A 25,747-nucleotide genomic window follows, 5' to 3' on the forward strand; every position below is an offset into this window, starting at 1 on the left:
GCTCAGATTAGGAACTCGGCCAGCACCTCATCGCGCGTGATATCGCGATATTCAAACCCGGCAGCATCCAGCCGCGCCAGGATCGGCGCAAAATTCTCAGGCCGCGTCGTCTCGATCCCGATCAGCACAGAGCCAAAGTTGCGCGCCGATTTCTTGAGGTATTCAAACCGGGCAATATCATCCTCGGGTCCCAGAATTTCCAGAAACTCGCGCAGCGCGCCGGGCCGCTGCGGCATTCGCAGGATAAAATACTTCTTCACCCCCGAAAACCGCTGCGCCCGCTCCTTCACCTCCGGCAACCGTTCAAAATCGAAATTCCCGCCAGAGGTCACACAAACAACCGTCTTGCCCCGGATCACATCCGCCGTATCCTTGAGCGCATCAACCGCCAGCGCCCCCGCAGGCTCCAGCACGATCCCCTCGATATTCAGCATCTCCAGCATCGTGGTGCAAAGCCGATCCTCTTCGATCACCATCGCTGCACTTGGGTCCATATCCGCCAGCCGCGCGAATGTGCGTGCGCCGATCTGCGCCACAGCCGCCCCATCGGCAAAGGTGTTCACATGCCGCAGGCGCACAGGTTCCCCCGCCGCCAGCGCCGCACCCAGACAGGCACCGCCCGCCGGTTCCACCAGCGTCAGCGCGGCACGTGCGCCCACATAGCTGCGCACCCCCGCCGATAACCCGCCACCGCCCACCGGCAGGATCAAACGATCCGGCATGCCACCCAACTGCGCCTCGATCTCGACCGCAACGGATGCCTGCCCCTCGATCACATCCTCGTCGTCAAACGGCGACAGGAAATGCCCACCGACCTGCGCGCAATAGGCCTGCGCCGCCGCCAGCGTGTCGTCGAAATAATCGCCCGTCAGCCGGATCGCCACAGCATCGCCGCCAAACTTCTCGGTCTTGCCGATCTTTTGCTGTGGCGTCGTCACCGGCATGAAAATCACGCCTTTGACCCCAAAATGCCGGCACATATAGGCCACGCCCTGCGCGTGATTGCCCGCACTTGCACAGACAAACGTCGCCGTATCTGGCCGCGCCGCCAGCACCTTGCGCATCGCATTGAACGCGCCGCGCAGCTTGTAGGACCGCACCGGGCTCAGATCCTCGCGCTTAAGCAGGATTTCAGCGCCATAGCGCTCGGACAGGTGATCATTGCGTTGGAGCGGTGTCGGCTCGAACACGGCGCGCATCGCGGCCTCTGCGGCGCGGGCATTTTCCTGAAACTCGGTCATGCCCGCCTCAGTGCCCCAATCACACCCCTCTGACAAGGCTCAGAGCGCGCGCTTTTCGATATAATAGCCGTAAAGCGTGGTCAGAATGCTGATATTGACCAGACCCGACACCACCGTGCCCAGCACCATCAACACGGCCCCGATCACCGGCGTCAAAAGCAGCAACCCAAGCAAAAGCTGCAGCGCGAATTGCGCCACCCCCAGAATAAGAACAAGGATCAGAATCGTAGCGCTGCTGCCTTCGGTCGCGGTCCACGCCTCTTTCAACGCAAGCGGCTTGCCAATCGCCGCCGCAGGCAGGATCGTTGAGAGCCGAAAGAACACCACATTGGCCGCGACGATCACCACGATACTCACAATCGTGACAATCAGGGGGGCCAGCCCGCCAATAACCCCAACCACCAGAAAGAGGGGCAGCATCAGGCCCATCATCACAAGGCCAAGCCAGAGCGAATGTCCGATATAAGACAGCATGCGATCCGTGCGCAGCATCGGCACCCAGCCTTGGGGGTATTCCGCCAAGAGGATAAAGCGGTGCCACGCCACAATGACCCATAGCGCCAGACCGATCAGCACAAGCGCCAACAAGATTAGCCCCGCGATCTGTCCCACCGTGGCACCCTCCGTATCCGTCCCGTCCATCGAGACACCCAGAACCGCAAAGAGGACCAACGTCGCAATCCCGATCCCCAAGGGCACCAGCACAATCCGGACCACCTGAGGCAGATTGTTGAAAATCATCTGCACTGAATGGATAAAAATACGCCACGCCGCCATAATCGCACCTTTTGACAATTGCCCGCCGTCGCTAGCACAACCAAAGGCGCAGTCAACCGCGTCCACTTGCCCATCACCGCAAAAGCCGCTACTTCGCCAGCCAGATTTGACGCAAGGGGAATGACATGTCCGCGCCCAAGAAAGTTGTTCTGGCCTATTCCGGGGGCCTCGATACCTCGATCATCCTGAAATGGCTCCAGACCGAATATGGCTGCGAGGTTGTGACCTTCACCGCTGATCTCGGTCAGGGAGAGGAGCTGGACCCCGCGCGCCAAAAGGCCGAGATGCTGGGGATAAAGCCCGAGAATATCTATATCGAGGATGTCCGCGAAGAATTCGTGCGCGATTTCGTCTTTCCGATGTTCCGCGCCAATGCGCTCTACGAAGGGCTCTACCTCTTGGGCACGTCCATCGCCCGCCCACTGATTTCCAAACGCCTGGTCGAGATTGCCGCGATGACCGGTGCCGATGCCGTGGCCCATGGTGCCACCGGCAAGGGCAACGATCAGGTCCGGTTCGAGCTGGCCGCTTACGCGCTCAATCCCGATATCAAGGTGATCGCCCCTTGGCGTCTCTGGGATCTGACCAGCCGGACCAAGCTGATCGCCTTTGCCGAAGAAAACCAAATCCCGATCGCGAAAAACAAGCGTGGCGAGGCCCCCTTTTCGGTGGATGCCAACCTGCTGCACACCTCCTCCGAAGGCCGCGTGCTTGAGGACCCCGCCGAAATGGCCCCCGATTACGTGTATCAGCGCACCGTAAGCCCCGAAGACGCGCCCGATACGCCCGAGTTCATCGAAGTCAGCTTCGAGCGTGGCGATGCCGTGGCCATCAACGGCACCCCTCTCAGCCCCGCAACCATCCTGACCGACCTCAATGAATTTGGCCGCAAACACGGCATCGGGCGGCTCGATTTCGTGGAAAACCGCTTTGTCGGCATGAAGTCGCGCGGCATCTACGAAACACCCGGCGGCACCATCCTGCTCGAGGCCCATCGTGGCATCGAACAGATCACCCTTGATAGCGGCGCGGGCCATCTCAAGGATTCGCTCATGCCGCGCTATGCCGAACTGATCTACAACGGCTTCTGGTTCTCGCCCGAACGCTATATGCTTCAGGCCGCCATCGACAAAAGCCAGGAACATGTCACAGGCACCGTCCGCCTCAAACTCTACAAAGGCTCGGTGTCCTGTGTTGGCCGCTGGTCCGATCACAGCCTCTATTCCGAGGCCCACGTCACCTTTGAAGATGACGCTGGCGCCTATGATCAAAAAGACGCGGCCGGCTTCATCCAACTCAACGCGCTGCGCCTGAAACTCCTTGCAGCGCGCGACCGCAGGCTCAAAGGCTAAGGATCGTGGAGGCCGATTTCTGGCATACCCGTTGGGAAAACATGCAGATCGGCTTTCATGAAGGCGACGTAAACCGCATGCTTGCGGCCCATATCGGCGCGCTTGGTCTCAAGCCAGGCGCGCGGATTTTTCTGCCCCTCTGTGGCAAAACCCGCGATATCGCCTGGCTCTTGGCCCAAGGCTACCGCGTCGCAGGCGCGGAACTCAGTGACATCGCCGTGCGCCAGCTTTTCGAGGAGCTGGGCACCGTGCCGGAAATCACCGATCACGGCACCCTTCGCGCCTATGCCGCCCCCGGCGTCACTGTGTTTGCAGGCGACATTTTCGCGCTCACCCCCGATCTGCTCGGCTCTGTCGATGCAATCTATGACCGCGCCGCGCTGGTGGCGCTGCCGCCCGATATGCGCACCCGCTACACCGCGCATATTGTGGCCCTTACGGCCACCGCCCCGCAATTGCTCATAACCTTCGAATACGATCCCGCGATCATGGCGGGCCCACCGTTTTGCGTCACCTTCGATGAGGTGAACCGCCACTACGCCACTCAGTACCGGATCACCACGCTCGCCAATCTCGACGTGCCCGGCGGGCTCAAGGGCGTCTGCCCCGCACGCGAAATGGCGCTGCATCTCACACCGCGCTAGGCCATCTATTGCCGAACGGTGCCATAAAAAGCGAAACATTGCTCAACACCGCGTGACCTCACGACGTCGTTGTTTGGCCTCTCCCTGCAATTGCGTCATGTTGCTGGCAATAGCAGGAGGGTTAAAACCATGCTGAGCAATGTTCGGAAACTCAAGGCAGCGCTGCTCGCAGGGCTTATCATCGTTGGCCTGTGCGTCCACGGTGGCCGTGCCCATGCGGCAGAAACAGAAACGCTCATCGTCGCAGGCGGCTGTTTCTGGTGTGTCGAATCAGATTTTGAACAGGTCCGGGGCGTCATCGCGGCAGAGTCGGGCTTTACCGGCGGCACGGTCAAAAACCCCAGCTACAAACAGGTCACATCCGGCGGCACCGGTCATTACGAGGCCGTGCGCCTGACCTTCGACCCCGCCCAAGTCACCCGCGCACAACTCCTGCACCTGTTCCTGCGCTCGGTCGATCCAACTGACGCAGGCGGTCAGTTCTGCGACCGGGGTGACAACTATCGCACCGCGATTTTCGTCTCTGATCCCGCAGAAAAGCAGATCGCCGAGGGTGCCATCGCTGAGGCAAAATCAGCCTTGGGCCAGAAAATAGTGACCCCCGTTCTCAATACTCAGCCCTTCTATGCCGCCGAAGCCTATCATCAGGATTATTACAAAAGCAGCGAAATCATCCTCACGCGCTTTGGCCCCCGAACCAAAGCCAGCGCCTACAAGCTCTATCGCGACGCCTGCGGCAGAGATACCCGCGTCAAAGAGCTTTGGGGCAAGGATGCGCCCTTCGCCGGTCACTCCTGACCAAGAAACGCGGCCACCTCGGCCGCCAGGGGGATCGCTCCTGATGCTCCGGGGCGCGTAACCGCAAGGGCGGCAGCGCCAACCGCCCCTTGCAACGCCCGCTCTGGGTTCAGGCCCGCAGCCAACCCAGCCACCAAATACCCGGCTAGGGTATCTCCGGCGCCAGTCGTATCCACCGGAACAACCTTTCGCGCCGTAATAGTGACTGCATCTCGGCATCCTGCCTCTGTCCAGAGAACACCGCGCGCGCCCCGCGTAACGCAGAGCATCGGCACCTGAACAGCACCCATGGCCTGCGTCATCTGCGCCGCCTCCCCCTCGTTCACCATCAAAAGGGTGACATGGGGCAGAACCGCCCGCAGCGCCGCCTCATCAAAAGGCGCAGCAGAATAGGCGACACGCATCCCCCTGTCTTGGGCCATGCACGCCGCCTCAACCTGCACATTCGTCTCATTCTGTAGCATGAGCCAATCGCCCGGCCCCGCCTCCGCCAACGCGGCCTCAACATCCTGCATCCGCAAGGCCCGATTGGCCCCGGCGTGGATCAAAATCGCATTCTCGCCGCTCTGCTCAACTGTAACCACCGCATGGCCCGACGCCCCTTGGTCCCGGCGCACATGCCGCACATCCACGCCATCCGCAGACAAAAGCTCTACCATCCAATCGCCATCCGCGCCCACCGCGCCGATATGCACCACTTGCCCCCCGGCCCGAGCCACGGCAATCGATTGGTTCGCCCCCTTGCCACCCAGCAACCGCGCATAGCCCTGCGCCGTGACAGTCTCACCCGCATGTGGCAACTGCGCCAGGCGATAGACATGATCGGCATTGATCGACCCGAGATTGAAAATCATACCACCCGCTTCTTTTTGGCCCAAATACTCAACTTTCTTTTCCAAGGATAACAGCCAGACACCCGCCCGCAATCGCGCTTTGGTCTTTCACCGCGCAGCATGGATTTGTAAGGTCGCTCAAGCAACAAGGGGGCGCAGGTGAATACCACGGGATCAACCGTCACGCCGATGATGGCACAATACCTAGAGATCAAGGCGCAATATCCCGAGGCGCTGCTTTTCTATCGCATGGGCGATTTTTACGAACTGTTCTTTGACGATGCCGCCGCCGCCGCCGAGGCGCTCGATATCGCGCTGACAAAGCGCGGCAAGCACCTCGAGCAGGATATTCCCATGTGCGGCGTGCCGGTCCATGCCGCCGAAGGCTATCTTTTAACCCTCATTCGCAAAGGGTTTCGCGTCGCCGTCTGCGAACAGATGGAGGATCCCGCCGAAGCCAAGAAGCGCGGGGCGAAATCCGTGGTCCATCGCGAGGTGGTGCGCCTTGTAACCCCCGGCACCCTGACCGAGGAAAGCCTGCTTGAGGCACGCCGCCACAATTACCTTGTCAGTTTTGCAACCGTGCGTGGCGCGGGCGCGCTGGCTTGGGTCGATATTTCCACCGGCGCTTTTCATGTCATGCCCCTGTCGCCCGCGCGCCTTGGCCCCGAATTGGCCCGCCTCGCCCCGCGCGAAGTGCTGCTGACCGAGGCAGATATTGCAAATCTCGGCGAATTAGTCTCTGAATCTGGCGCTTCTCTCACCGGGCTGGGGCAGGCCGCGTTTGACAGCACAGCAGGCGAGCGACGGCTTTGCCTGCTCTATGGCGTTGACACGCTCGACGCCTATGGGTCTTTCACGCGCCCTGAAATCGCCGCGATGGGCGCGATCGTGGACTGGCTCGACATCACACAAAAGGGCAAATTGCCCCTGTTACAGCCCCCGACCCGCGAAAACGAGGCGCGCGTCATGCAGATCGACGCCGCCACCCGGCGCAATCTGGAATTAACCCACAGCCTGAATGGCGGCCGCGCCGGCTCGCTTCTTGCGACGATCGACAGAACCGTGACAGCGGGCGGCGGACGGCTCCTCGAACGTCGCCTCTCCAGCCCCAGCCGCGCGCTCGACACCGTGCAATCCCGCCTTGAATCAGTGCATTTCGCGGTGGAACAGAGCCGCATTTGCGCAGACCTGCGCGAATCCCTGCGCAAGGTGCCCGATCTTGACCGTGCTCTGTCACGCCTGGGCCTTGATCGTGGCGGTCCGCGCGATTTGGCGGCGGTGCGCAACGGGCTGGCACAGGCCATGGAAATTGCCCAGCGCCTCGCCAATACGGACCTTCCCCCGCTTCTGCACCAAGCGGCTCTGAGTCTGACCGGGCATGACACCCTTCTTGACCTCCTCGATCAGGCCCTGGTCGCAGAGCCACCGCTTCTGGCGCGCGATGGCGGCTTTATCGCGCCAGGCTATGACAGAGACCTCGACGAAGCACGCCAATTGCGCGACGAAGGGCGCGGTGTGATCGCCCGAATGCAGGGCGACTATATCACCCAAACCGGCATTCCCTCGCTCAAGATCAAACATAACAACGTGCTGGGTTATTTCATCGAAGTGACCAGCACCCATGCCGACCGCATGCTGAGCGTGCCGTTGAACGAAACCTTCAAACACCGCCAAACCACGGCCAATCAGCTCCGGTTCACCACCGTGCCCCTGAGCGAGATGGAAACCCGGATTCTGAACGCAGGCGGTCGTGCGCTCGAGATCGAAAAGCGGCTCTATGATGCCCTAAAGACCGAGATTCTTGACCGCGCCGCCGAAATTGCACACTGCGCCCGCGCCCTCGCCGAACTAGACCTGACCACCGCTCTCGCCGATCTCGCGCGGGCTGAAAACTGGTGCCGCCCGAACGTAGACCAGAGCCGCGCGCTCAACATCGTAGGTGGGCGGCATCCGGTTGTGGAACGCGCCCTGCGCGCGCAGGGCGGCGCGCCCTTCATTGCCAATGATTGTGATCTGGGCGGCAAGAGCGATATTTGGCTGCTAACCGGCCCGAATATGGCGGGTAAATCCACCTTTCTGCGCCAGAACGCACTCATTGCCCTTTTGGCCCAAATCGGCAGCTATGTGCCTGCGACATCCGCCCATATCGGCTTGGTCAGCCAACTCTTTAGCCGCGTCGGCGCGTCAGACGATTTGGCGCGCGGACGCTCGACCTTTATGGTCGAAATGGTCGAAACCGCTGCAATCCTGAATCAGGCAGACGATCATGCGCTGGTGATTCTCGATGAAATCGGGCGCGGCACAGCCACTTGGGACGGGCTCAGCATCGCATGGGCCACGCTGGAACATCTGCACGATGTCAACGCCTGCCGCGCGCTCTTTGCCACGCATTACCATGAACTGACCCATCTAAGTGACAAACTCGACCGCGTCGAGAACGCCACCGTAAGCGTCAAAGAGCACGACGGCGATGTCATTTTCCTGCACGAGGTGCGGCGGGGCGTTGCGGATCGTAGCTACGGCGTGCAGGTCGCCAAATTGGCCGGTCTCCCTGCCTCGGTGGTGGCGCGGGCACGGGTGGTGCTCGATGCGCTGGAAAAAGGCGACCGCGAAGGCCACCGCGCACAAAAAACGCTGATCGACGATCTACCGCTCTTTGCGGCACTCGCGCCGCCCCCAGCCCCCAAACCACCCCGCGAGTCGGTGGTGGAAAAGCGCCTGAGCGCGATCCTGCCCGATGCGCTTACGCCCCGCGAAGCGCTTGAACTGATTTATGAGTTGAAGTCGCTTAGTCAGGAACAGGCCGACAAGGCGGGGTAACCCCCGCCCCATCGCACATCATCCACGATTCGAGGATACGCCCACCTGCGCCGGGCGCAAAATGCGATCATGCAGCATGAAGCCTTGGGTCGAGACCTGAATGATCTCTCCTGCCTTGGTGCCGGGCAACGGCGCCTCGAACATCGCCTCGTGATGCTGCGGATCGAATCGGTCTCCGACCTGCGGATCAATCACGGTGATGCCATGCTTGGTAAAGACATTGAGCAATTCGCGCAAAGTCAGCTCGATCCCCTCAAACAAGGCGGCTGACGCAGCACGTTGCTCTTCATTTACGGTTTCAAGCGCCCGCTTCAGATTGTCATGTACCGGCAGCATATCGCGCGCCAGCTTGGATCCGCCGTAATTCTCGGCCTCGCGCCGATCCTTCTCGGACCGCTTGCGCGCATTCTCGGCATCGGCCAGCGCGCGCATGAACTTGTCGCGCAGGGCGTCCCGCTCGGCGCGCAGCGCGTCAAGCTCCAACGCTTCATCACTCATATCGTCATCCATACGCTCGCGCTCTTGCGCGGCGGCCTCTTCGATATCATCGAGAAAGCTGTCTTCTTTCGGCTCTGCCATTCTTCACCTCTAGCTCCGGTCGGAGATCAGTTTACCCACGAGCTGCGCCGTGTAATCCACAATCGGCACAATCCGCCCGTAATTGAGGCGCGTGGGGCCGATAACCCCTACCGCACCGATGATCTTACGGTCAGCGTTCATATATGGAGAGACCACCAAAGAGGAACCCGAAAGTGAGAAAAGTTTGTTCTCGGAGCCAATAAAAATGCGTACTCCGGCCCCCTCATCGGCCAATTCAAGGAATTCGGCGATATCGCGCTTGCGTTCGAGATCGTCAAACAGGATGCGAATCCGTTCCAGATCCTTTTCCTCAGAGGTCGCATTGAGCAGATTGGCGCGACCTCGCACAATCAGCCGCTCGTATTTGTCGCCCTCGCCTTCCCACACTGCAAGCCCGCTATCAATCAGGTCGCGGGCAAGCTGATCAATTTCCTGCCGCCGCGCGGCAATCTGACGTGAGATCACAGTCTGCAAATCCGAGAGCGTCTTGCCCTCGATCAGCGCATTAAGAAAATTCGCGGCCTCGCGCATGGAACTTGGCGTTTGGCCCGGTGGCGGGGTGAATATCCGGTTCTCGACATGCCCATCGGAAAACACCAGCACCACAAGAGCGCGGTCATGGCCAAGACTGACGAATTCGATATGTTTGATCGGCGCCTCATGCTTGGGCGCAAGAACCAGCGATGCGCCCCGCGTAACACCAGAGAGCGCAGCCCCGATGCGATCAAGCACACCGCCCACATCCTGCGAATTGCTGCCGACCGTCGCATCAATCGCCTGCCGGTCCGTAGCCTCTAGATTGCTGACCTCAAGCAGACCATCGACAAACATCCGCAGGCCTTCTTGCGTGGGAATGCGCCCCGCGCTGATATGCGGACTGCCCAACAGGCCCATATATTCCAGATCCTGCATCACGTTGCGGATCGTGGCGGCACTAACCTTTTCGCTGAAGTCACGGGTCAGGGTGCGCGACCCAACCGGATCGCCATTGGCCAGATAGCTCTCGACCACGCGGCGAAACACTTCGCGCGAGCGATCGTTGAGCTGTTCGAGGATCGAGGCGGCGTCTGTCATCGGCTGTGCTTCCTGTCTCTTGGGCTATTAAGGACCGCAGAGGCCAAAGGTCAATCGGGGTTGCCATAGGAGGGCTTGCCCATATATCTCGGGGCAACCAAGGAAAAGGACATGCCATGCGGCCGTCAGGTAGAAATCTAAGCGAAATGCGCTCCGTTTCAATCGAAACAGGGGTGCTCAAACATGCAGAGGGCTCTTGCCTGATCAAGATTGGTGATACGCATGTCTTGTGCACCGCCACTATCGAAGAGCGCGTGCCGCCTTTTGTCAAAGGTTCTGGGCTGGGCTGGGTCACGGCAGAATATGGCATGCTGCCCCGCTCTACCGGCAGCCGCATGCGCCGCGAGGCGACGGCAGGCAAACAAGGCGGGCGCACCGTTGAAATCCAACGCTTGATCGGCCGCAGCCTGCGCGCCGGCGTCGACCGCGTGACCCTTGGCGAACGCCAGATCACGGTGGATTGCGATGTGATTCAGGCCGATGGCGGCACCCGCTGCGCCTCGATCACCGGCGGCTGGGTTGCCCTGAAACTGGCGGTGCAAAAGCTGATGAAAGCGGGCGATGTGCTCAGCGATCCGCTGATCGACCCTGTCGCAGCCGTTTCCTGTGGCATCTATGCTGGGCAACCCGTGCTCGATCTCGACTATCCCGAGGACAGCGAGGCCGGAGTGGATGGCAACTTCATCATGACCGGCACAAAGCGCCTTATTGAAGTGCAGATGAGCGCGGAAGGCGCAACCTATAGCCGCGAGCAGATGAACGCGCTGCTTGATCTGGCCGAACTCGGCGTTGACCAGCTGGTGGCGAAACAACGCGAGGCGACGGGTGCGTAAATTCACCGACGACCGGTTGCTCGTTGCCACCCACAACGCCGGAAAACTTGACGAGATTCGGGCGCTTCTGGCGCCCTACGGCGTTGATGTGGTTGGTGCCGCCGCGATGGGGCTGCAGGAGCCTGCAGAGACAGAGACAAGTTTTGTCGGCAATGCGCGGATCAAGGCCCATGCCGCGGCGCAGGCGACAGGCCTGCCTGCACTCTCGGACGACTCCGGGATAGCGATTGACGCACTTGACGGCGCACCGGGCGTCTATACGGCAGATTGGGCCGAAACAGAGACGGGCCGCGACTTTGGCAAAGCGATGTCTCGCGCCCATGAGGCGCTGTTGGCCAGCAAAGAACCACAGCCCTGGACAGCACGATTCTGTTGCACATTGGTCCTGGCCTGGCCCGATGGGCACGACGAGGTCTTTGAAGGCACGGTCGAGGGCTGGGTGGTCTGGCCCATACGTGGCGTAGAAGGGCACGGTTACGATCCGATGTTCCAGCCGCTCGGTCACGATCTGACCTTTGCCGAAATGTCGCCCGCAAAGAAGAACAGGATCAGCCACCGCGCAGACGCGTTTGGTAAATTGGTCGCAGGCTGTTTTGGCTGAGGATTGGCAACAGGGCGGCTTTGGTCTCTATCTGCATTGGCCCTTTTGCGAGGCCAAATGCCCCTATTGCGATTTCAACAGCCATGTCGCGCGCCACATCGACCAGAGCCGCTGGTGCGCGGCCTATCTCACCGAGATTGATCGCTACGCCGCACTCCTACCCGGACGCGTGCTCAATACGGTGTTCTTTGGTGGCGGCACACCCAGCCTGATGGCTCCGGAAACGGTGGCAGCGATTATTGAGCGGATCAAACACCATTGGCCTATGGCGAATGACCCTGAAATCACGCTCGAAGCGAACCCCGGCTCGGTCGAGGCCGGGCGCTTTCGCGCCTTCGCACAGGCGGGCATCTCGCGTATTTCTATGGGTATTCAGGCCCTGAATGACGCCGATCTCAAACGGCTGGGCCGTATCCACAGCGTTTCCGAGGCAAGGCAAGCCTTTGATATCGCGAGAGAAAACTTTGAGCGTGTCAGTTTTGATCTGATCTATGCCCGACAAGATCAAACTCTCGACTCTTGGAAAACGGAACTGCGCAGCGCGCTCTCTATGGCGGTGGATCACCTGTCGCTCTACCAGCTTACCATCGAATCCGGCACAGCCTTTGGCGGTCGCTACGCAGCGGGCAAGCTGCGCGGGTTGCCAGAGGATGATATCGCCGCAGAAATGTATGAGACGACACAAGAGATCTGCGCATCTGCTGGCCTGCCAGCCTATGAAGTGTCGAACCATGCGCGCGCTGGTGCGGAATCGCGGCACAATCTGATCTACTGGCGCTATGGTGACTATATCGGCATCGGGCCGGGCGCTCATGGGCGGATCACGCACAATGGCCAGAAATACGCCACCGAGACCCATCGGGCACCGGGTAAATGGCTGGAATCTGTGGAAAACAGCGGTGTGATTGAGACACGCGAGCGCCTGTCTGGTCCGGATCAGGCCGTAGAATACTTGTTAATGGGCCTGCGCATCACCGATGGAATTGATCCGGCGCGTTTCGAAAGGCTCGCAGGCAAACCTCTTGACCCCGCCGCTGTCGATCATTTGGTGTCCATCGGGATGATCGAAACGCACGACAGCCGCCTTCGCGCCACCCGTTCAGGACGGGCGGTGCTCAATGCTGTGATTCGCGATCTCTTGCCGGATTAAATGCTGAGCATGCCAATCAGGCGGTCCAATTGATCAAGCGAAGCATAATGGATCGTAATTCTCCCGTTCTCCTGACCGGGAACATGCTCGATCTCGACCTTCATCGTTAAATTGGCCGAAAGATCATCCTCCAGCGCTCGTGTATCAGCATCCTTGAGGATCTCTTTGCGCGGCTTCGCCGAACGCCCGGTGTCGCTAAAGATGTTACCGATTCCAGCCTTTGCCAATTTCTCTGTCTCACGCACCGACAGCGATTTCTGTATGACCTGACGCGCGACAGCCGCAGGATCGTCCAATGTAATCAACGCTCGCGCATGACCCGAGGACAGCTTGCCTTCACGCAGAAACGTCAAAACCTCATCGGGCAAAGACAAAAGGCGCACTGAATTCGCAATATGGCTCCGGCTTTTACCCAGCGCGTCAGCCAGCCGCTCTTGTGTATGACCAAACTTTTGCATCAATTGCTGATAGCCAAAGGCCTCTTCCACCGGATTGAGATCGGCGCGCTGAATATTCTCGATGATGGCAACTTCGAGCACTTCGGTATCGTTGAAATCACGCACCAAAACCGGAATCTGATGCAGCTTAGCCATCTGAGCCGCACGCCACCGGCGCTCGCCGGCCACGATTTCATATTCCCCATCCCGGTCCGGGGCGGGCCGCACGATCAGGGGCTGCAAGATACCCTTTTCAGAAATCGACCGCGCCAGATCCTCGAGAAGCGCACCATCAAAATCCCGACGCGGCTGGTTCGGGTTAGGCCGGACCTTTTCCACCGGCACCATCAGATCCGGACGCCGCGGCGCATCAGCGGGGCGTTCCGGGCTCTCTGTCGTGACATCCGCCATCAACGCTGACAGCCCACGGCCAAGACCACGTGGTTGAGATTTCTTGCTGGTCATTGCCGATCCCCTTTGATCAGGCGGCGATTCGCGCCGTGTTTTCAATCAGTTCCTGCGCCAACTCGCGATACGCTTGCGCCCCCTTGGACAGCGGATCATAGCTTAGCACGGACATGGCATAAGACGGCGCCTCGCTTACGCGAACATTTCGGGGAATCCGCGTACGAAAGACCAGCTCCCCAAGATTGTCACGTGCGTCCTGCTCAACCTGGGTAGAGAGGTTGTTGCGCGAATCAAACATTGTCAGCACAACCCCTTCGATCCGCAGCGCCGGATTCGCGGTTTGACGAATCTCTCTAATGGTCAACATAAGCTGCGACAGACCCTCAAGCGCAAAAAACTCGCTCTGCAGGGGCACAAGAACCGAATGCGCCGCGACCATTGCATTCACCGTCAAAAGATTGAGCGACGGCGGGCAATCAATCAACACATAGTCAAACCCATACGCATCCATTGCAGGCTGTCGCAGGGCGTCATGCAGCAGGAAACTACGTTTCTCGTTTGCAATCAGCTCGATATCAGCAGAGGAAAGATCGACCGTTGATGGAATGATCGAAAGCCCATCTTGCGCGGTCGGCTGAATAACATCCCCCAGCGGCGCCTCATCCAACAAAAGATCATAAACTGTAAATTTCCGCGCCGCCACATCCAGCCCAAGACCAGTCGAGGCGTTGCCCTGCGGATCAAGATCAACGATCAGCACCCGCACGCCGGTTTCTGCCAGCGCGGCCGCCAGATTAATGGTTGTCGTGGTCTTGCCCACCCCACCCTTTTGGTTGGCAATCGCAATGATCTTCGGTCCTTCGGGGCGCGTCGGATCAGGCACGGGACACTCCTGTGATGGCAAAAATGACAGATCCATCTTCTGTTGCACTTTTAACAAGCCGGTGGGTGAATGACCACGTCCTTTCGGCTGCGGCCATTTCATTCTCCCAGCGGGCCCCCTTGAGGAAAAGTGCAACACCATCCTGTGCTAAATGGCGCTCGGAAAACTCCAAAAGCCCACTTAAATCCGTCAGCGCGCGCGCCGAGAGCACATCCGCTTCTTGGGGTCTGACCTTTTCAATCCGGTCATTGAGAACCATCGCGTTAAGCCCTGTCTCTCGAATCACAACCCGCAGAAACGCCGCCTTACGGGCATCCGATTCAATCAACGTCACCCGTCGGGGCGAACCGCCATCCTGAGCCAAAATTGCAACCACCAAGCCTGGAAAGCCGCCCCCTGATCCCAGATCAATCCAATGATCCACCGAAGGCGGAGCAAGTGCATGAATTTGCGCAGAATCGGCGAAATGCCGTGTCCACATCTCATCAAGGCTTTTTCTTGAGACCAGGTTGATGCGCGGGTTCCACTTGACCAACAAATCTGCATAAATTTCAAGCCGAGTCTGTGTTTCACGTGAAACATCCGGCAAGCCGGTCACGCGATCTTCTCCCGCGCCGCTTGGCGCAGTTTTGCAAGAATCAGGCTTAGCGCCGCGGGTGTCATCCCCTCGATCCGAGCCGCCTGAGCAAGATTCTCTGGCTGCACCTGCGCCAGCTTACCCTTGAGCTCATTCGATAGGCCCTCAATGCGATCATAAGCAAAATTCTCTGGAATAACATGCGCCTCGTCACGCTTCATCATCGCCACATCACGCGCCTGGCGTTCAATATAGCTGGCGTAAAGAGCATCACGCGCAAGCTGCTGCTGACACTCCGGATCAATCTCCGAATACCCCTGATCCAGCCGCAGAAGATCCGAAAAATCAACATCGGGAAAGGATAGGATCTGAAATGCGCTGCGCCGTGCACCATCCTGGTTCACCTTGAAACCGCTCTCAGACAATTGGCGCGGCGTAAAAGTTGTCGCCTCCAACCGCTGTCTTCCTTGCACCAGACGCTCCATCTTGTCGCCAAAAACCGCCCGGCGGCCATCTCCAACACAGCCAAGGTCCAGACCCAAAGGCGTTAGGCGCTGATCCGCATTATCCGCACGCAACGAAAGACGGAACTCCGCGCGCGAGGTGAACATGCGATAGGGCTCACTCACACCCCGTGTGGTCAGATCATCAATCATCACGCCGATATAACTATCGGTGCGGCTAAACTGAACCGGTTCGCGCCCTTTCGCCTCCAGCGCCGCATTCAGCCCTGCAACCAGGCCTTGCGCAGCGGCCTCCTCATATCCAGTTGTCCCATTGATTTGTCCGGCCAAAAACAGGCCCGGAACAGCCTTGACAGCAAGACGACTGTCAAGCGCGCGAGGGTCGACATAGTCATATTCAATCGCATAACCAGGCTGAAGTATCTCGACATGCTCCAGCCCAACAATGGACCGCACATAGGCCTCCTGAACGACCGCCGGTAGCGATGTCGAAATCCCGTTGGGATAGATCACGTGATCCGACAAGCTTTCTGGCTCCAAGAACACCTGATGCGAGGTTTTGTCAGAAAACCGTACGATCTTATCCTCGATCGACGGGCAATAGCGGGGCCCAATCCCATCTATATGGCCGCCATACATCGCCGAGCGATCCAGGTTTTCCCTAATTATATCATGGGTCTGTGCGTTCGTATGCGTGATCCCACAGCACACCTGACGGGCCGTTGGGCGCTTGGACAGAAACGAAAACAGCACCGGGTCATCATCCCCTGGCTGCTCCTCCAGTCGCGACCAGTCAATCGTCTTCCCATCTAACCGGGGCGGCGTGCCAGTCTTTAGCCGGCCCATCGGCAGCCCAAACCCATCCATACGCTCTGCCAACATCACTGCGGGGCGGTCTCCCATACGACCCCCCGGATAGGATTCATCCCCAATGTGAATCACACCACGCAAAAAGGTCCCGGTTGTTAGCACCACTGCGGATGCGGAAATCTCGCTTCCATCCGCCAAACGCACGCCGGCGACGCGCTCGCCCTGCATCACAAAATCGGCGGCCTCGCCCTCAACAATTTCCAAGGTTGAGCAAGACTCAAGCTCTCGCAGCATCTCTTCGCGGTAAATCTTGCGATCGGCCTGTGCCCGCGGCCCCTGCACTGCAGGCCCTTTGCGCCGGTTCAACAACCGAAACTGAATGCCCGCACGGTCCGCAACGCGGCCCATGACCCCGTCCAACGCATCAATCTCACGCACGAGGTGGCCCTTGCCAAGCCCCCCAATCGCTGGATTGCAAGACATCACCCCGATACCAGCCCGGTTCAACGTCACCAGTGCGGTTCTCACACCGATCCGCGCGGCCGCGTGCGCGGCCTCCGCGCCAGCATGCCCACCACCAATAACAATGACGTCAAAATGTTTCACGTGAAACACCTCTCATTTACCCAAGCAGAAGCTGGCGAAAATTTCATCGAGCACCATCTCGACATCAATACGTCCTACCAGAGAATCAAGCGCTCGGATAGCCACACGTAGCTCCTCCGCCGCAACCTCCGCCGATGCCTCCCCATACGAAAGAAGCTCCAAAGCAGCTTGTAGCGCACCCAATCCGCGCTCCATGGCTTGCCGATGCCGCGCGCGCGTCGCAATCCCCGCACCAGCGACACGTTTACTTAACACCTGCCCAATCCGCGCTACCAACTCCGACACACCAGCACCCGTTTTGCCAGAAATGGCGTTCTCAACACGTCCCAACAAATCTGCCTTAGCCCAAAGGATGATATCATCCTCACGGGGGTCCATCTCCGGCTTCTCCCCAGCCTCAACAAGAAACACCCGCAAGTCAGCGGCATCCGCCCGCGCCCGCGCCCGCGCAATGCCAATGGACTCCACGGCATCTACCGTCTCACGCAGGCCCGCCGTATCGAGCAATGTCACCGGCAACCCGGCCAGATCCATGCGAACCTCAATCACATCCCGCGTCGTCCCGGCATATTCCGAGGTAATCGCCGCCTCCCGACCTGCCAAACTGTTGAGAAGAGTGGATTTTCCCACATTCGGTGCCCCGATGATCGCAACTTCGAATCCACTACGAATCCGCTCCCCAACCCAGCTGCCAGCGATTTCCCGCTCGAGAGCCTCGGCTACCTCTCTCACCAGCGCCGTCACCTCAAACGAAACGTCTACGGGCACTTCCTCATCGGCAAAATCAATCGTGGCTTCCAAAAGCGCCACCGCCCGCAGCAAAAGACCCCGCCACGCCTCGCATTTCCCGCCCAATGCACCAGAAAACACCCGCAGCGCCTGCTTGCGCTGTGCTTCTGTCTCCGCATCGATAAGATCAGCCAGCCCCTCAACCCGCGCCAGATCAAGTCGGCCATTTTCCAAGGCCCGGCGGGTAAACTCGCCGGGTTCCGCCAACCGAAGACCGTCAATTCCCCCAAGCACGTCCAGCACTGCCGCTACAACGGCCACGCTACCATGAAGATGAAATTCCACTGTCTCTTCGCCGGTAAAACTCTGCTTGTCAGCAAACGTCAGCACCAGCGCTTGATCCAACTGCGCGCCCTGCCCATCTCGCAACATCCTCAAGGCAGAGTTGCGCGGCTCCGGCACGTCACCACAGATGCGCAGACAGGCGTCAAAGGCGCGCGGCCCGCTAACCCGGACAACCGCAACACCCGACTTCCCCTGTGCTGTCGCCAAGGCATAAACCGTGTCCATCCGGACACCTCCGCTTTCGCTCCGCCTCAGGTGTTCATCGAGTCAAAGAACTCGGAATTGGTCTTGGTCTGCTTGAGCTTCGACAACAGAAACTCGACCGCATCGGTCGTGCCCATCGGATTCAGGATCCGCCGCAGAACAAATGTCTTCTGCAAATCGCCCTTGTCGATCAGCAGATCCTCTTTCCGCGTCCCAGACTTGAGAATATCAATCGCCGGGAACACCCGCTTATCCGCAACCTTGCGATCCAACACGATCTCAGAGTTGCCGGTGCCCTTGAATTCTTCAAAGATCACCTCGTCCATCCGGCTGCCCGTATCAATCAAGGCCGTCGCAATAATCGTCAGCGATCCACCCTCTTCGATATTCCGCGCCGCCCCAAAGAATCGCTTGGGCCGCTGCAACGCATTGGCATCCACACCCCCGGTCAGCACCTTCCCCGAGGACGGCACCACCGTGTTATAGGCCCGCCCCAACCGCGTGATCGAATCAAGCAGGATCACAACATCCCGCTTATGCTCCACCAGCCGTTTCGCCTTCTCGATCACCATCTCCGACACCGCCACATGCCGCGTCGCAGGCTCGTCAAAGGTCGAACTCACAACCTCGCCCTTGACCGAGCGCTGCATATCCGTCACCTCTTCCGGCCGCTCATCGATCAAGAGAACGATCAGATAGCATTCCGGATGATTTTTCTCGATACTATGCGCGATATTCTGCAGCAGCACCGTTTTACCCGTGCGCGGCGGTGCCACGATCAAAGACCGCTGCCCCTTCCCGATTGGCGCAACAAGGTCGATGATCCGCGCCGACCGATCCTTGATGGTCGGATCTTCGATTTCCATCTTGAACCGCTCATCAGGATAGAGCGGCGTCAGGTTATCAAACGCAATCTTGTGCCGCGCCCGCTCCGGGTCCTCAAAGTTGATCTGCGTAACCGAGGTTAGCGCAAAATACCGCTCCGTCTCATCAGGCTGCTTCATCTGCCCTTCGATCGTATCGCCAGTGCGCAACGAATACTGTCGGATCATGTCAGGCGAGACATAAATATCGTCCGGGCCCGGCAGATAATTGGCCTCCGGTGACCGCAGGAATCCAAACCCGTCCTGCAGAACCTCCAACACACCATCGCCGTAAACCGTCCAATCCTCCTCGGCCCGCTCCTTGAGGATCGAGAACATCATCTCGCCCTTGCGCATGGTCGAGGCATTCTCGATTTCCAGCTCTTCGGCGATCGTCAACAACTCCTTGGCGCTCAGCGCTTTGAGGTCGGACAGGTTCAAACGGTCTTCGGACATGGGAAATCCTCTGGTGACATCCGATTTCGGATGCGGCCTATGGTCAGATACGGGAATTTGACAGCCACCAGAACAGCGGCCCAGCGCTTACATAAGCAAGAGGGCCCGCCGCGTCAATCCGGCTCAGAACTTGACCACGACAGCAAGCACGATCACCACCATCGCCAGTGTCGGCACCTCATTCATAATCCGATGCTGTCTGCCGGTGCGCGTATTGGCCCCTCGGGCAAATTCCTTGCGCCGCGCGCTCAGCCACATGTGAAACCATGTCATCACGACGACGCCCGCCAATTTTGCATAGGGCCACAAAGATCCCCAATCGACAATACCCGGTGTCATCACCAGCAACAGGCCAAAACCCCAGGTCGCGATCATCGACGGCTGCATGATATACCGCAAAAGCTTGTATTCCATGACTTGAAAAACGCTGTCCCAGCTATCCCCCGGCTCGGACTGTTCCGTATGATAGACAAACAGCCGTGGCAGATAGAACAACCCCGCCATCCAAGCGATCACAGACATAATATGCAGCGCCTTGATCCAAGGATAAGCCACACTCAAGACGTCACTCATGCATTTCTCCGATCTAACCCTGTTCTTCTTAAATATTAAGAAAGAGATAAGAAAGGATGTTGTGTGAAGTAGGGCACGCCGAAACTGTGGATTAAATCCATACCCACAGGATCATCCCCATGGGGACAACACTGTTGACGGTTTTTCAAGCCTCTGTTGTTTTCACGATGTGACCGTCAAAATATCTCATAACCGCAATAGGTTACACTAAACTCCCCAAAGTTGCGTTATCGGCGTGTCCTTGGGATAACTCGGCCAATCAAACATTGTCCTCACACCAAAGTTGTTCTTTCCCACAGAGGATGACTCACCTCAGATCCTTCCTGAAATTCAGAGTTGTCCCCGCTCTGCTGCATGGGATGGATTTCTCCCGGGATTATTCCTAAACAGTCCTGCATGTTGTTCCGCAGGTTATCCACATGAACGCCCCCATCATTCTCGCCTCCGGCTCTTCTATCCGCCAGAGCCTCTTGCGAAACGCCGGTCTTACCTTTGAGGCGGTCACACCCCGCGTCGACGAAGAAAGCGTGCGCGCCGCCCTTCTGGCCGAGGGCGCCAAGCCGCGTGACATCGCCGATGCTTTGGCAGAGCTCAAGGCCACCAAAATCAGCGCCCGCCATCCCGCAGCGCTTGTCATTGGCTGCGATCAAGTGCTCGATCTTGAAGGAGAGCTTTTATCCAAGCCAGAAACCATGGATCAGGCCCGCGCACAGCTCTTTGCCATGCGTGGCAAACGCCATGATCTTCTCTCAGCGGCGGTGATCTGTCAGGGGGGTCGCCCGCTCTGGCGTCATATCGGTATGGCGCGCATGACGGTCCGCCCCTTTTCTGACGACTGGCTCGAGGGGTATCTTGCCCGAAACTGGCCTGACATTTCCGTGAGCGTCGGGGCTTACAAGCTCGAAGCGGAAGGCGTGCGCTTGTTCTCTCGCGTGGATGGTGATTATTTTACGGTGCTCGGCTTGCCGCTGCTCGATCTTTTGTCCTTTCTCACCCTCCGAGGAGACCTGCAACAATGAGCGATGACAAACAGCCCCTCGCCAGAATCCCACTGGCGGGCGTCATTGGATCGCCTATAGCGCATTCGAAATCGCCGCAATTGCATGGGCACTGGCTCAAGACCAACGGTATTGCAGGCCATTATATTCCGATGGATGTCAGCGCTGATAATCTGGCTGATGTGTTACAAACCTTGCCAAAAATGGGCTTCGTTGGCGTCAATATCACCGTCCCGCACAAGGAACGCGCATTGGCCTTGGCCGATCTTGTAACAGATCGCGCCACTCTGATTGGCGCAGCCAATACGCTCATTTTCCGCAAGGATGGCAAACTGCATGCCGATAACACCGATGGCTATGGGTTCATTCAGAACCTCCGCCAAAACGCCCCCACGTGGCAGCCAGAGTTGGGCCCCGCTGCTGTCCTCGGTGCCGGCGGTGCTGCACGTGCGGTGGTGGCGTCACTTCTCGATGTTGGCGTGCCGGAAATCTTCATTTCCAACCGCACCCGCATCCGCGCCGAAGCGTTGCAATCCGAATTTGGCAAGCGTCTGATCGTGGTCGATTGGGTACAGGCCGGCAATATGCTGGAAGAGGCGACGACCGTCGTCAACACCACGTCCCTTGGTATGTTGGGCAAGCCGCCGCTGCGCGTGCCGCTTGATGGCTTGCGGCGCGGCGCGTTGGTCACAGATCTCGTCTACGCACCCCTCAAGACCCAGTTCCTGATCGAGGCCGAAAAAATGGGCTGCGTCACCGTTGACGGTTTGGGCATGCTTCTGCATCAGGCGGTTCCCGCATTCGAGCGTTGGTTTGGCGTCCGCCCCAATGTGGATAGCGCCACCCGCGCCGCAGTCTTGCGATGACCATTCTGATTGGCCTGACTGGTTCCATCGGAATGGGCAAATCAACCACCGCCCGCCTCTTTAACGAAGAGGGGTGTCCTGTCTGGGATGCCGACGCCGCTGTGCATCGGCTCTACGCTCCCGGTGGTGCCGCCGTGGCACCCATGGCGGCCACCTTCCCCGAGGCGATCGAGGACGGGGCCATCTCCCGCGCCCGGCTCAAGGCGATCATGTCCCGCGATCCCTCTGCCCTCGCTCAGATCGAATCCATCGTGCATCCGCTGGTCGCGCGCGACCGTGCGGATTTTGTACATAATCACCGTAAGAACCTTACAGATCTTACAGACCCTTCGCCCGTCCTCGTCCTCGATATTCCCCTGCTTTTTGAAACCGGCGCAGATCGTGGCATGGATTACACCGTGGTGGTCAGCGCCCCCCCCGAAGTGCAGCGCGCCCGCGTCCTGGAGCGTGGTACCATGACCCCAGAGCAGTTTGAGAATATTCTTGAAAAACAGATACCTGATGCCGAAAAACGCGCCCGCGCCGATTATGTGATCGAGACCGAAACCCTTGAATCCGCCCGCCAACAGGTCCAATCTATCCTTCGCGACATAAGACAAAGGGCAGGCCATGCGTGAAATCGTTCTCGACACGGAAACCACTGGTTTTGAACCAGAATCCGGCGACCGCATCGTCGAGATTGGCGCTGTAGAGCTCTACAACCACATGCCCACAGGCCGAACCTTTCACAAATACATCAACCCGCAGCGCGCTATGCCCGAGGCCGCCTTTGCGGTTCATGGCCTTGGCGATGATTTCCTGCGCGATAAGCCCTTATTCGCTGAAATTGCTCAGGAATTTCTTGATTTCGTGCGGGATGCGCGGCTTGTCATCCACAACGCGGCGTTTGATATGAAATTCCTCAACGCCGAACTCGGCTGGCTCAAACTGCCACAACTGCCATGGGATCAGGCGGTTGATACCCTCGCCATCGCACGCAAGAAATTTCCCGGCTCTCCGGCCTCGCTTGATGCGCTATGTCGCAGATTTCAAATAGATAATTCCGCCCGCACCCTGCATGGTGCCCTGCTCGACTCCGAGATTTTGGCAGAGGTTTATCTGGAATTGATCGGTGGTCGCCAACCTGATTTCGTGTTGGCCACGGGGCCAACCGCAAAATCTGGTGGCTCGACCGACACAGCTCACTGGCGGCCACAGCCCAGACCGACGCCGCTCGCCTCTCGTCTGACAGCCACAGAGAATGACGCCCATCAGGCCTTTGTGGCCAAGATGGGCGACGCCGCGCTCTGGCGGAAATTCTCTTAGGCGTCAGCCTTGGGCGCAGACACTTGCGCCTGACGGCGCGCAATTTCGTTGCGATAAAGCTGAACGAAATCAATGTTTTCAAGGTTCAACGGCGGGAAGCCACCATCATGCGTAATGTCGCTGACGATACGCCGGATGAACGGGAAAACCATGCGCGGACATTCGATCAACAGGAACGGATGCAGCTGCTCTTCCGGCACGCCTTCGATGTGGAAAACACCCACATATTCCAGCTCCAGCACGAACAAAACTTCATTTGCGGCCTTGTTGCGCGAGTTGATGGTCAGTTTGACCACCACTTCATATTGATGCTCCACGCTGCGCTTCTTGGCATCGAGATTGACCGACACCTGCACATCCGGCTGCACCTCACCCCCAGTGCCCCGCTGTGCAAGCACATTCTCAAAGGACATATCGCGGATGAATTGCGATAGGATGTTCATTTTCATTTGTGGCCCGGCTTGTGCGGTGCCATTTTCATGTTCGGGCATGAAAACCTCCTAAAGGGATAATCTTCTCATTCCCTTAGCAGGACGCGGGCCTTGCCTCAATGCCCATCCTGTGCCGTGGATGGGTTCAGCCTTTCAACAGCCGAAAACAAACACTTGCGAAAGAAAGGCTTAGCCAACACCATATTTTGCTTGCGAGGCACCAACACATCCAACCTTGCCTTCGCGGCCCGGCTGCTCATCAGGATCACGGGCACCTGTGCAAGACCGCTGCGGATATACTCCAACTCTCTTGGAACAGCGTCTGACCCGCCAATGTGGTCGACATCGAGCACAAGCAAGGACCACCGCTCTGGCCTTGCAATCAAGTCTCCAATCAATGTGTCATGGTCGGAACACAAATGCACCTCGCAATCATACTCTGCCAGCCATTCACAACATTTGCGGCTATTTCGATCGCTTGCCGCGCTTACCGCGACCCGCCGCACACGGTTCAAACCCTCCATTTTCGGCTGATATGACAGCCAAACGGGCGGTTCTGTATCAATGAGCCTGTCGTTGATCCCGTCCCACCGCTCTGCATCATAGGGGCTCTGCGGTGCTTGCGCGGCGTTGCGCATGTAATACGCGCCAAACATCACCAGAATAAAACTGACCTGCGTTGCATACGCCGCAAGAACAGCCCACCAAAGCGACGGGAGGATAAAAACCGTCGTTGCAAACACCACAGTCGCAACCCCGAGACTCAGCAAGATCGTTGTAATCGCAAACCCCGGTTTGGCACGCGTATTGATCCGCAAAGGATCATTGCCCTTCGCAGCTCCGAAGTCTGGCGTCGCGTCGAAACGCGGTTTGATATCCTTTTTTATCAATGTACTCTCAGTCGGTGGGTTCACTCAGATAAAGAAGAACACAACCATATGATGAAACGATACCAGCATGCAGCGTCCTTTTTTCAGGACCGTCTTGCGGCCCGAAATCTGTTTTCATCAAGGGAATGGAAGATTTACCAACAAAACGGCACTTTGGTCGACCGTTGAAAGATACCAGACCATAGGCCCAAGTTAAAGGCGCAATTGAAAGAGCCCAAAGGTCTAATCACGCTAGAGTTGTATTAAATCAGACATCTAAGAGGGCATATCCGACATGCGCCTTTTCAAAAGCCGCATCAATGGAGCCATAACCAATGGGGTAACGTACATCGGAACCTGATAGCAGCCGATGAAAAGCAACAAGTCAGAGGCCGTATTCGCAGGCAGCGCGCCCAGAAAGAGCGCTAGATTGCGGTTCCCTCCAATAACGGCAAGTGCTGGTGCGGCCTCTGCGCGGCCAAACCGGGTCACCCCCAAGAAAATGGTGATCTGCGCCCCGAAATTCAGACCAAAAACAACTGCCAATGTGCGCCAAAGCTCAGGGCTTGCCGTCAGCAATGCTGGGCCTACTGCGGACATCAACCCAACGACAACCACGGTCATTACCACGGTTATCAGGCCTTCAACCGCTCTTTCCCCTTGGAATGATTGAAAGAAACTAAAGCACCGGCGCAAAATCAGGCCAAGCCCGCCCGCAACAGCAATCACACCAAGCAGCTTTGCCGCTGCAATGGCCACCACTGCAGGGCTACCGAACACCGGCATCACCCAAAACACCGGCAAGACGGTGAGCGGCAAAAGCATCGTGCCAATGATCAACTGTCGCAAGGCCGGTGCCGGATCGCCCCCCACCATCAGGGTAAGGCCCGGGCTGCCCGTCAGCGGGGCGGCGGCCAGCACCAACACCATCCCGATCCCAAGGATAGAAGTCAGCGCACCCATCACCGCCAATAGCCCGATGGCACCCATCGGAAAAGCGACCTGCATCATCAGCGTAATTCCCAGATAGCCGGGAACATCGGCCCAAGCAGGAAAGGCGCGCAGAACGTCAACCCGAAGGGTGCTGAGAAATAAAAGGAAAACAATCATCGGAAAGATGAAGGGCGCCAATTCCTTGGCTAATCTGGGTGCCAAGATGCCCACGACCAACCCTAGAACAAGCATCAAGCGCCCCTGCCGCGCCAAACCATGCAGAAG

Annotated in this window: 26 protein-coding genes; 11 read left to right on the top strand and 15 right to left on the bottom strand. The window is 58.4% G+C overall.

Annotation, left to right across the window (positions count from 1 at the left end):
• Nucleotides 1-2: 2 nt before the first annotated feature.
• Both ilvA and GC127_RS08350 read right to left on the bottom strand, forming a co-directional pair.
• The gene (gene ilvA, locus GC127_RS08345) at nt 3-1,241 is read right to left on the bottom strand and encodes a threonine ammonia-lyase IlvA (protein ID WP_151977526.1); all 1,239 of its coding nucleotides are present in this window, start codon (nt 1,239-1,241) and stop codon (nt 3-5) included.
• Nucleotides 1,242-1,280: 39 nt separating this feature from the next.
• Nucleotides 1,281-2,018 carry a threonine dehydratase gene (locus tag GC127_RS08350; protein WP_151977528.1) on the bottom strand — a complete coding sequence of 246 codons (738 nt, stop codon included), beginning with the start codon at nt 2,016-2,018 and terminating at the stop codon, nt 1,281-1,283.
• Nucleotides 2,019-2,143: 125 nt separating this feature from the next.
• Here GC127_RS08350 and GC127_RS08355 point away from each other — a divergent pair, with 125 nt between their 5' ends.
• The 3 genes from GC127_RS08355 to msrA all read left to right on the top strand — a co-directional run bounded on the left by GC127_RS08355 (nt 2,144) and on the right by msrA (nt 4,812).
• Complete coding sequence (locus tag GC127_RS08355; protein WP_151977530.1) at nt 2,144-3,370, top strand: argininosuccinate synthase; 1,227 nt, start codon at nt 2,144-2,146, stop codon at nt 3,368-3,370.
• A gap of 5 nt (nt 3,371-3,375) precedes the next feature.
• Nucleotides 3,376-4,014: a thiopurine S-methyltransferase gene (tmpT, locus tag GC127_RS08360; protein WP_151977532.1), complete on the top strand. Its 639-nt coding sequence runs from the start codon at nt 3,376-3,378 to the stop codon at nt 4,012-4,014.
• A 129-nt stretch (nt 4,015-4,143) separates the two neighbouring features.
• Entirely contained in the window at nt 4,144-4,812 is a 669-nt protein-coding gene (gene msrA / locus GC127_RS08365) for a peptide-methionine (S)-S-oxide reductase MsrA (protein WP_151977534.1), read from the top strand.
• On the opposite strand, the gene GC127_RS08370 is transcribed toward msrA, so the two are convergent.
• On the bottom strand, nt 4,803-5,666 hold the full coding sequence (locus GC127_RS08370; protein WP_151977536.1) for a ribokinase: 864 nt from the start codon (nt 5,664-5,666) through the stop codon (nt 4,803-4,805). The genes msrA and GC127_RS08370 overlap by 10 nt on opposite strands.
• Nucleotides 5,667-5,834: 168 nt before the next feature.
• Here GC127_RS08370 and mutS point away from each other — a divergent pair, with 168 nt between their 5' ends.
• Nucleotides 5,835-8,468, top strand: a complete 2,634-nt coding sequence (gene mutS / locus GC127_RS08375) for a DNA mismatch repair protein MutS (protein WP_151979673.1) — start codon at nt 5,835-5,837, stop codon at nt 8,466-8,468.
• 18 nt (nt 8,469-8,486) lie between these two features.
• On the opposite strand, the gene GC127_RS08380 is transcribed toward mutS, so the two are convergent.
• Nucleotides 8,487-9,047, bottom strand: coding sequence for a nucleotide exchange factor GrpE (locus GC127_RS08380; RefSeq protein ID WP_151977538.1), 561 nt, complete (start codon nt 9,045-9,047; stop codon nt 8,487-8,489).
• Nucleotides 9,048-9,056: 9 nt separating this feature from the next.
• Complete coding sequence (gene hrcA, locus GC127_RS08385; RefSeq protein ID WP_008282742.1) at nt 9,057-10,121, bottom strand: heat-inducible transcriptional repressor HrcA; 1,065 nt, start codon at nt 10,119-10,121, stop codon at nt 9,057-9,059.
• 116 nt (nt 10,122-10,237) lie between these two features.
• On the opposite strand from hrcA, the gene rph reads away from it, so the two are divergent.
• From rph to hemW, 3 genes are read left to right on the top strand one after another with little or no spacing between them, the layout of a single operon-like run.
• Nucleotides 10,238-10,954 carry a ribonuclease PH gene (rph, locus tag GC127_RS08390; protein ID WP_151977540.1) on the top strand — a complete coding sequence of 239 codons (717 nt, stop codon included), beginning with the start codon at nt 10,238-10,240 and terminating at the stop codon, nt 10,952-10,954.
• The gene (gene rdgB / locus GC127_RS08395) at nt 10,947-11,555 is read left to right on the top strand and encodes an RdgB/HAM1 family non-canonical purine NTP pyrophosphatase (protein WP_151977542.1); all 609 of its coding nucleotides are present in this window, start codon (nt 10,947-10,949) and stop codon (nt 11,553-11,555) included. Before rph ends, rdgB begins: the two co-directional genes overlap by 8 nt.
• Nucleotides 11,548-12,705: a radical SAM family heme chaperone HemW gene (gene hemW, locus GC127_RS08400; RefSeq protein ID WP_151977544.1), complete on the top strand. Its 1,158-nt coding sequence runs from the start codon at nt 11,548-11,550 to the stop codon at nt 12,703-12,705. Before rdgB ends, hemW begins: the two co-directional genes overlap by 8 nt.
• Here hemW and GC127_RS08405 read toward each other — a convergent pair.
• From GC127_RS08405 to hemJ, 7 genes are all read right to left on the bottom strand, one after another.
• Nucleotides 12,702-13,607, bottom strand: a complete 906-nt coding sequence (locus GC127_RS08405; RefSeq protein WP_151977546.1) for a ParB/RepB/Spo0J family partition protein — start codon at nt 13,605-13,607, stop codon at nt 12,702-12,704. The two genes, hemW and GC127_RS08405, sit on opposite strands and share 4 nt — an antisense overlap.
• Before the next feature lie 16 nt (nt 13,608-13,623).
• Nucleotides 13,624-14,433 carry a ParA family protein gene (locus GC127_RS08410; RefSeq protein WP_151979674.1) on the bottom strand — a complete coding sequence of 270 codons (810 nt, stop codon included), beginning with the start codon at nt 14,431-14,433 and terminating at the stop codon, nt 13,624-13,626.
• Complete coding sequence (gene rsmG / locus GC127_RS08415) at nt 14,426-15,031, bottom strand: 16S rRNA (guanine(527)-N(7))-methyltransferase RsmG (protein WP_151977548.1); 606 nt, start codon at nt 15,029-15,031, stop codon at nt 14,426-14,428. The genes GC127_RS08410 and rsmG overlap by 8 nt, the downstream gene beginning before the upstream one ends.
• On the bottom strand, nt 15,028-16,890 hold the full coding sequence (gene mnmG / locus GC127_RS08420; protein ID WP_151977550.1) for a tRNA uridine-5-carboxymethylaminomethyl(34) synthesis enzyme MnmG: 1,863 nt from the start codon (nt 16,888-16,890) through the stop codon (nt 15,028-15,030). Before mnmG ends, rsmG begins: the two co-directional genes overlap by 4 nt.
• Nucleotides 16,891-16,902: 12 nt before the next feature.
• Complete coding sequence (mnmE, locus tag GC127_RS08425; protein WP_151977552.1) at nt 16,903-18,189, bottom strand: tRNA uridine-5-carboxymethylaminomethyl(34) synthesis GTPase MnmE; 1,287 nt, start codon at nt 18,187-18,189, stop codon at nt 16,903-16,905.
• 26 nt (nt 18,190-18,215) lie between these two features.
• Nucleotides 18,216-19,487 (bottom strand): transcription termination factor Rho, encoded by a 1,272-nt coding sequence (rho, locus tag GC127_RS08430; protein WP_037298660.1) that lies wholly within the window; start codon nt 19,485-19,487, stop codon nt 18,216-18,218.
• Between the two features lie 123 nt (nt 19,488-19,610).
• Nucleotides 19,611-20,060 (bottom strand): protoporphyrinogen oxidase HemJ, encoded by a 450-nt coding sequence (gene hemJ / locus GC127_RS08435; protein ID WP_151977554.1) that lies wholly within the window; start codon nt 20,058-20,060, stop codon nt 19,611-19,613.
• Between the two features lie 419 nt (nt 20,061-20,479).
• On the opposite strand from hemJ, the gene GC127_RS08440 reads away from it, so the two are divergent.
• From GC127_RS08440 to dnaQ, 4 genes are read left to right on the top strand one after another with little or no spacing between them, the layout of a single operon-like run.
• Nucleotides 20,480-21,079 carry a Maf family protein gene (locus GC127_RS08440; protein ID WP_151977556.1) on the top strand — a complete coding sequence of 200 codons (600 nt, stop codon included), beginning with the start codon at nt 20,480-20,482 and terminating at the stop codon, nt 21,077-21,079.
• Nucleotides 21,076-21,924: a shikimate dehydrogenase gene (locus tag GC127_RS08445; RefSeq protein WP_151977558.1), complete on the top strand. Its 849-nt coding sequence runs from the start codon at nt 21,076-21,078 to the stop codon at nt 21,922-21,924. Before GC127_RS08440 ends, GC127_RS08445 begins: the two co-directional genes overlap by 4 nt.
• A complete protein-coding gene (coaE, locus tag GC127_RS08450) occupies nt 21,921-22,541 on the top strand; it encodes a dephospho-CoA kinase (RefSeq protein ID WP_151977560.1) in 621 nt (206 codons plus the stop codon). The genes GC127_RS08445 and coaE overlap by 4 nt, the downstream gene beginning before the upstream one ends.
• On the top strand, nt 22,534-23,229 hold the full coding sequence (gene dnaQ / locus GC127_RS08455) for a DNA polymerase III subunit epsilon (protein WP_151977562.1): 696 nt from the start codon (nt 22,534-22,536) through the stop codon (nt 23,227-23,229). Before coaE ends, dnaQ begins: the two co-directional genes overlap by 8 nt.
• Here the strand turns inward: dnaQ and secB are convergent.
• The 3 genes from secB to GC127_RS08470 form a co-directional block, all read right to left on the bottom strand.
• On the bottom strand, nt 23,226-23,720 hold the full coding sequence (secB, locus tag GC127_RS08460) for a protein-export chaperone SecB (protein ID WP_151977564.1): 495 nt from the start codon (nt 23,718-23,720) through the stop codon (nt 23,226-23,228). The genes dnaQ and secB overlap by 4 nt on opposite strands.
• Before the next feature lie 56 nt (nt 23,721-23,776).
• Complete coding sequence (locus GC127_RS08465; protein WP_151977566.1) at nt 23,777-24,550, bottom strand: hypothetical protein; 774 nt, start codon at nt 24,548-24,550, stop codon at nt 23,777-23,779.
• 255 nt (nt 24,551-24,805) lie between these two features.
• Nucleotides 24,806-25,714 (bottom strand): hypothetical protein, encoded by a 909-nt coding sequence (locus tag GC127_RS08470; RefSeq protein ID WP_254700038.1) that lies wholly within the window; start codon nt 25,712-25,714, stop codon nt 24,806-24,808.
• Nucleotides 25,715-25,747: the final 33 nt, after the last annotated feature.

The organism is Roseovarius sp. EC-HK134, assembly GCF_902498815.1.
GTDB lineage: Bacteria > Pseudomonadota > Alphaproteobacteria > Rhodobacterales > Rhodobacteraceae > Roseovarius > Roseovarius mucosus_A.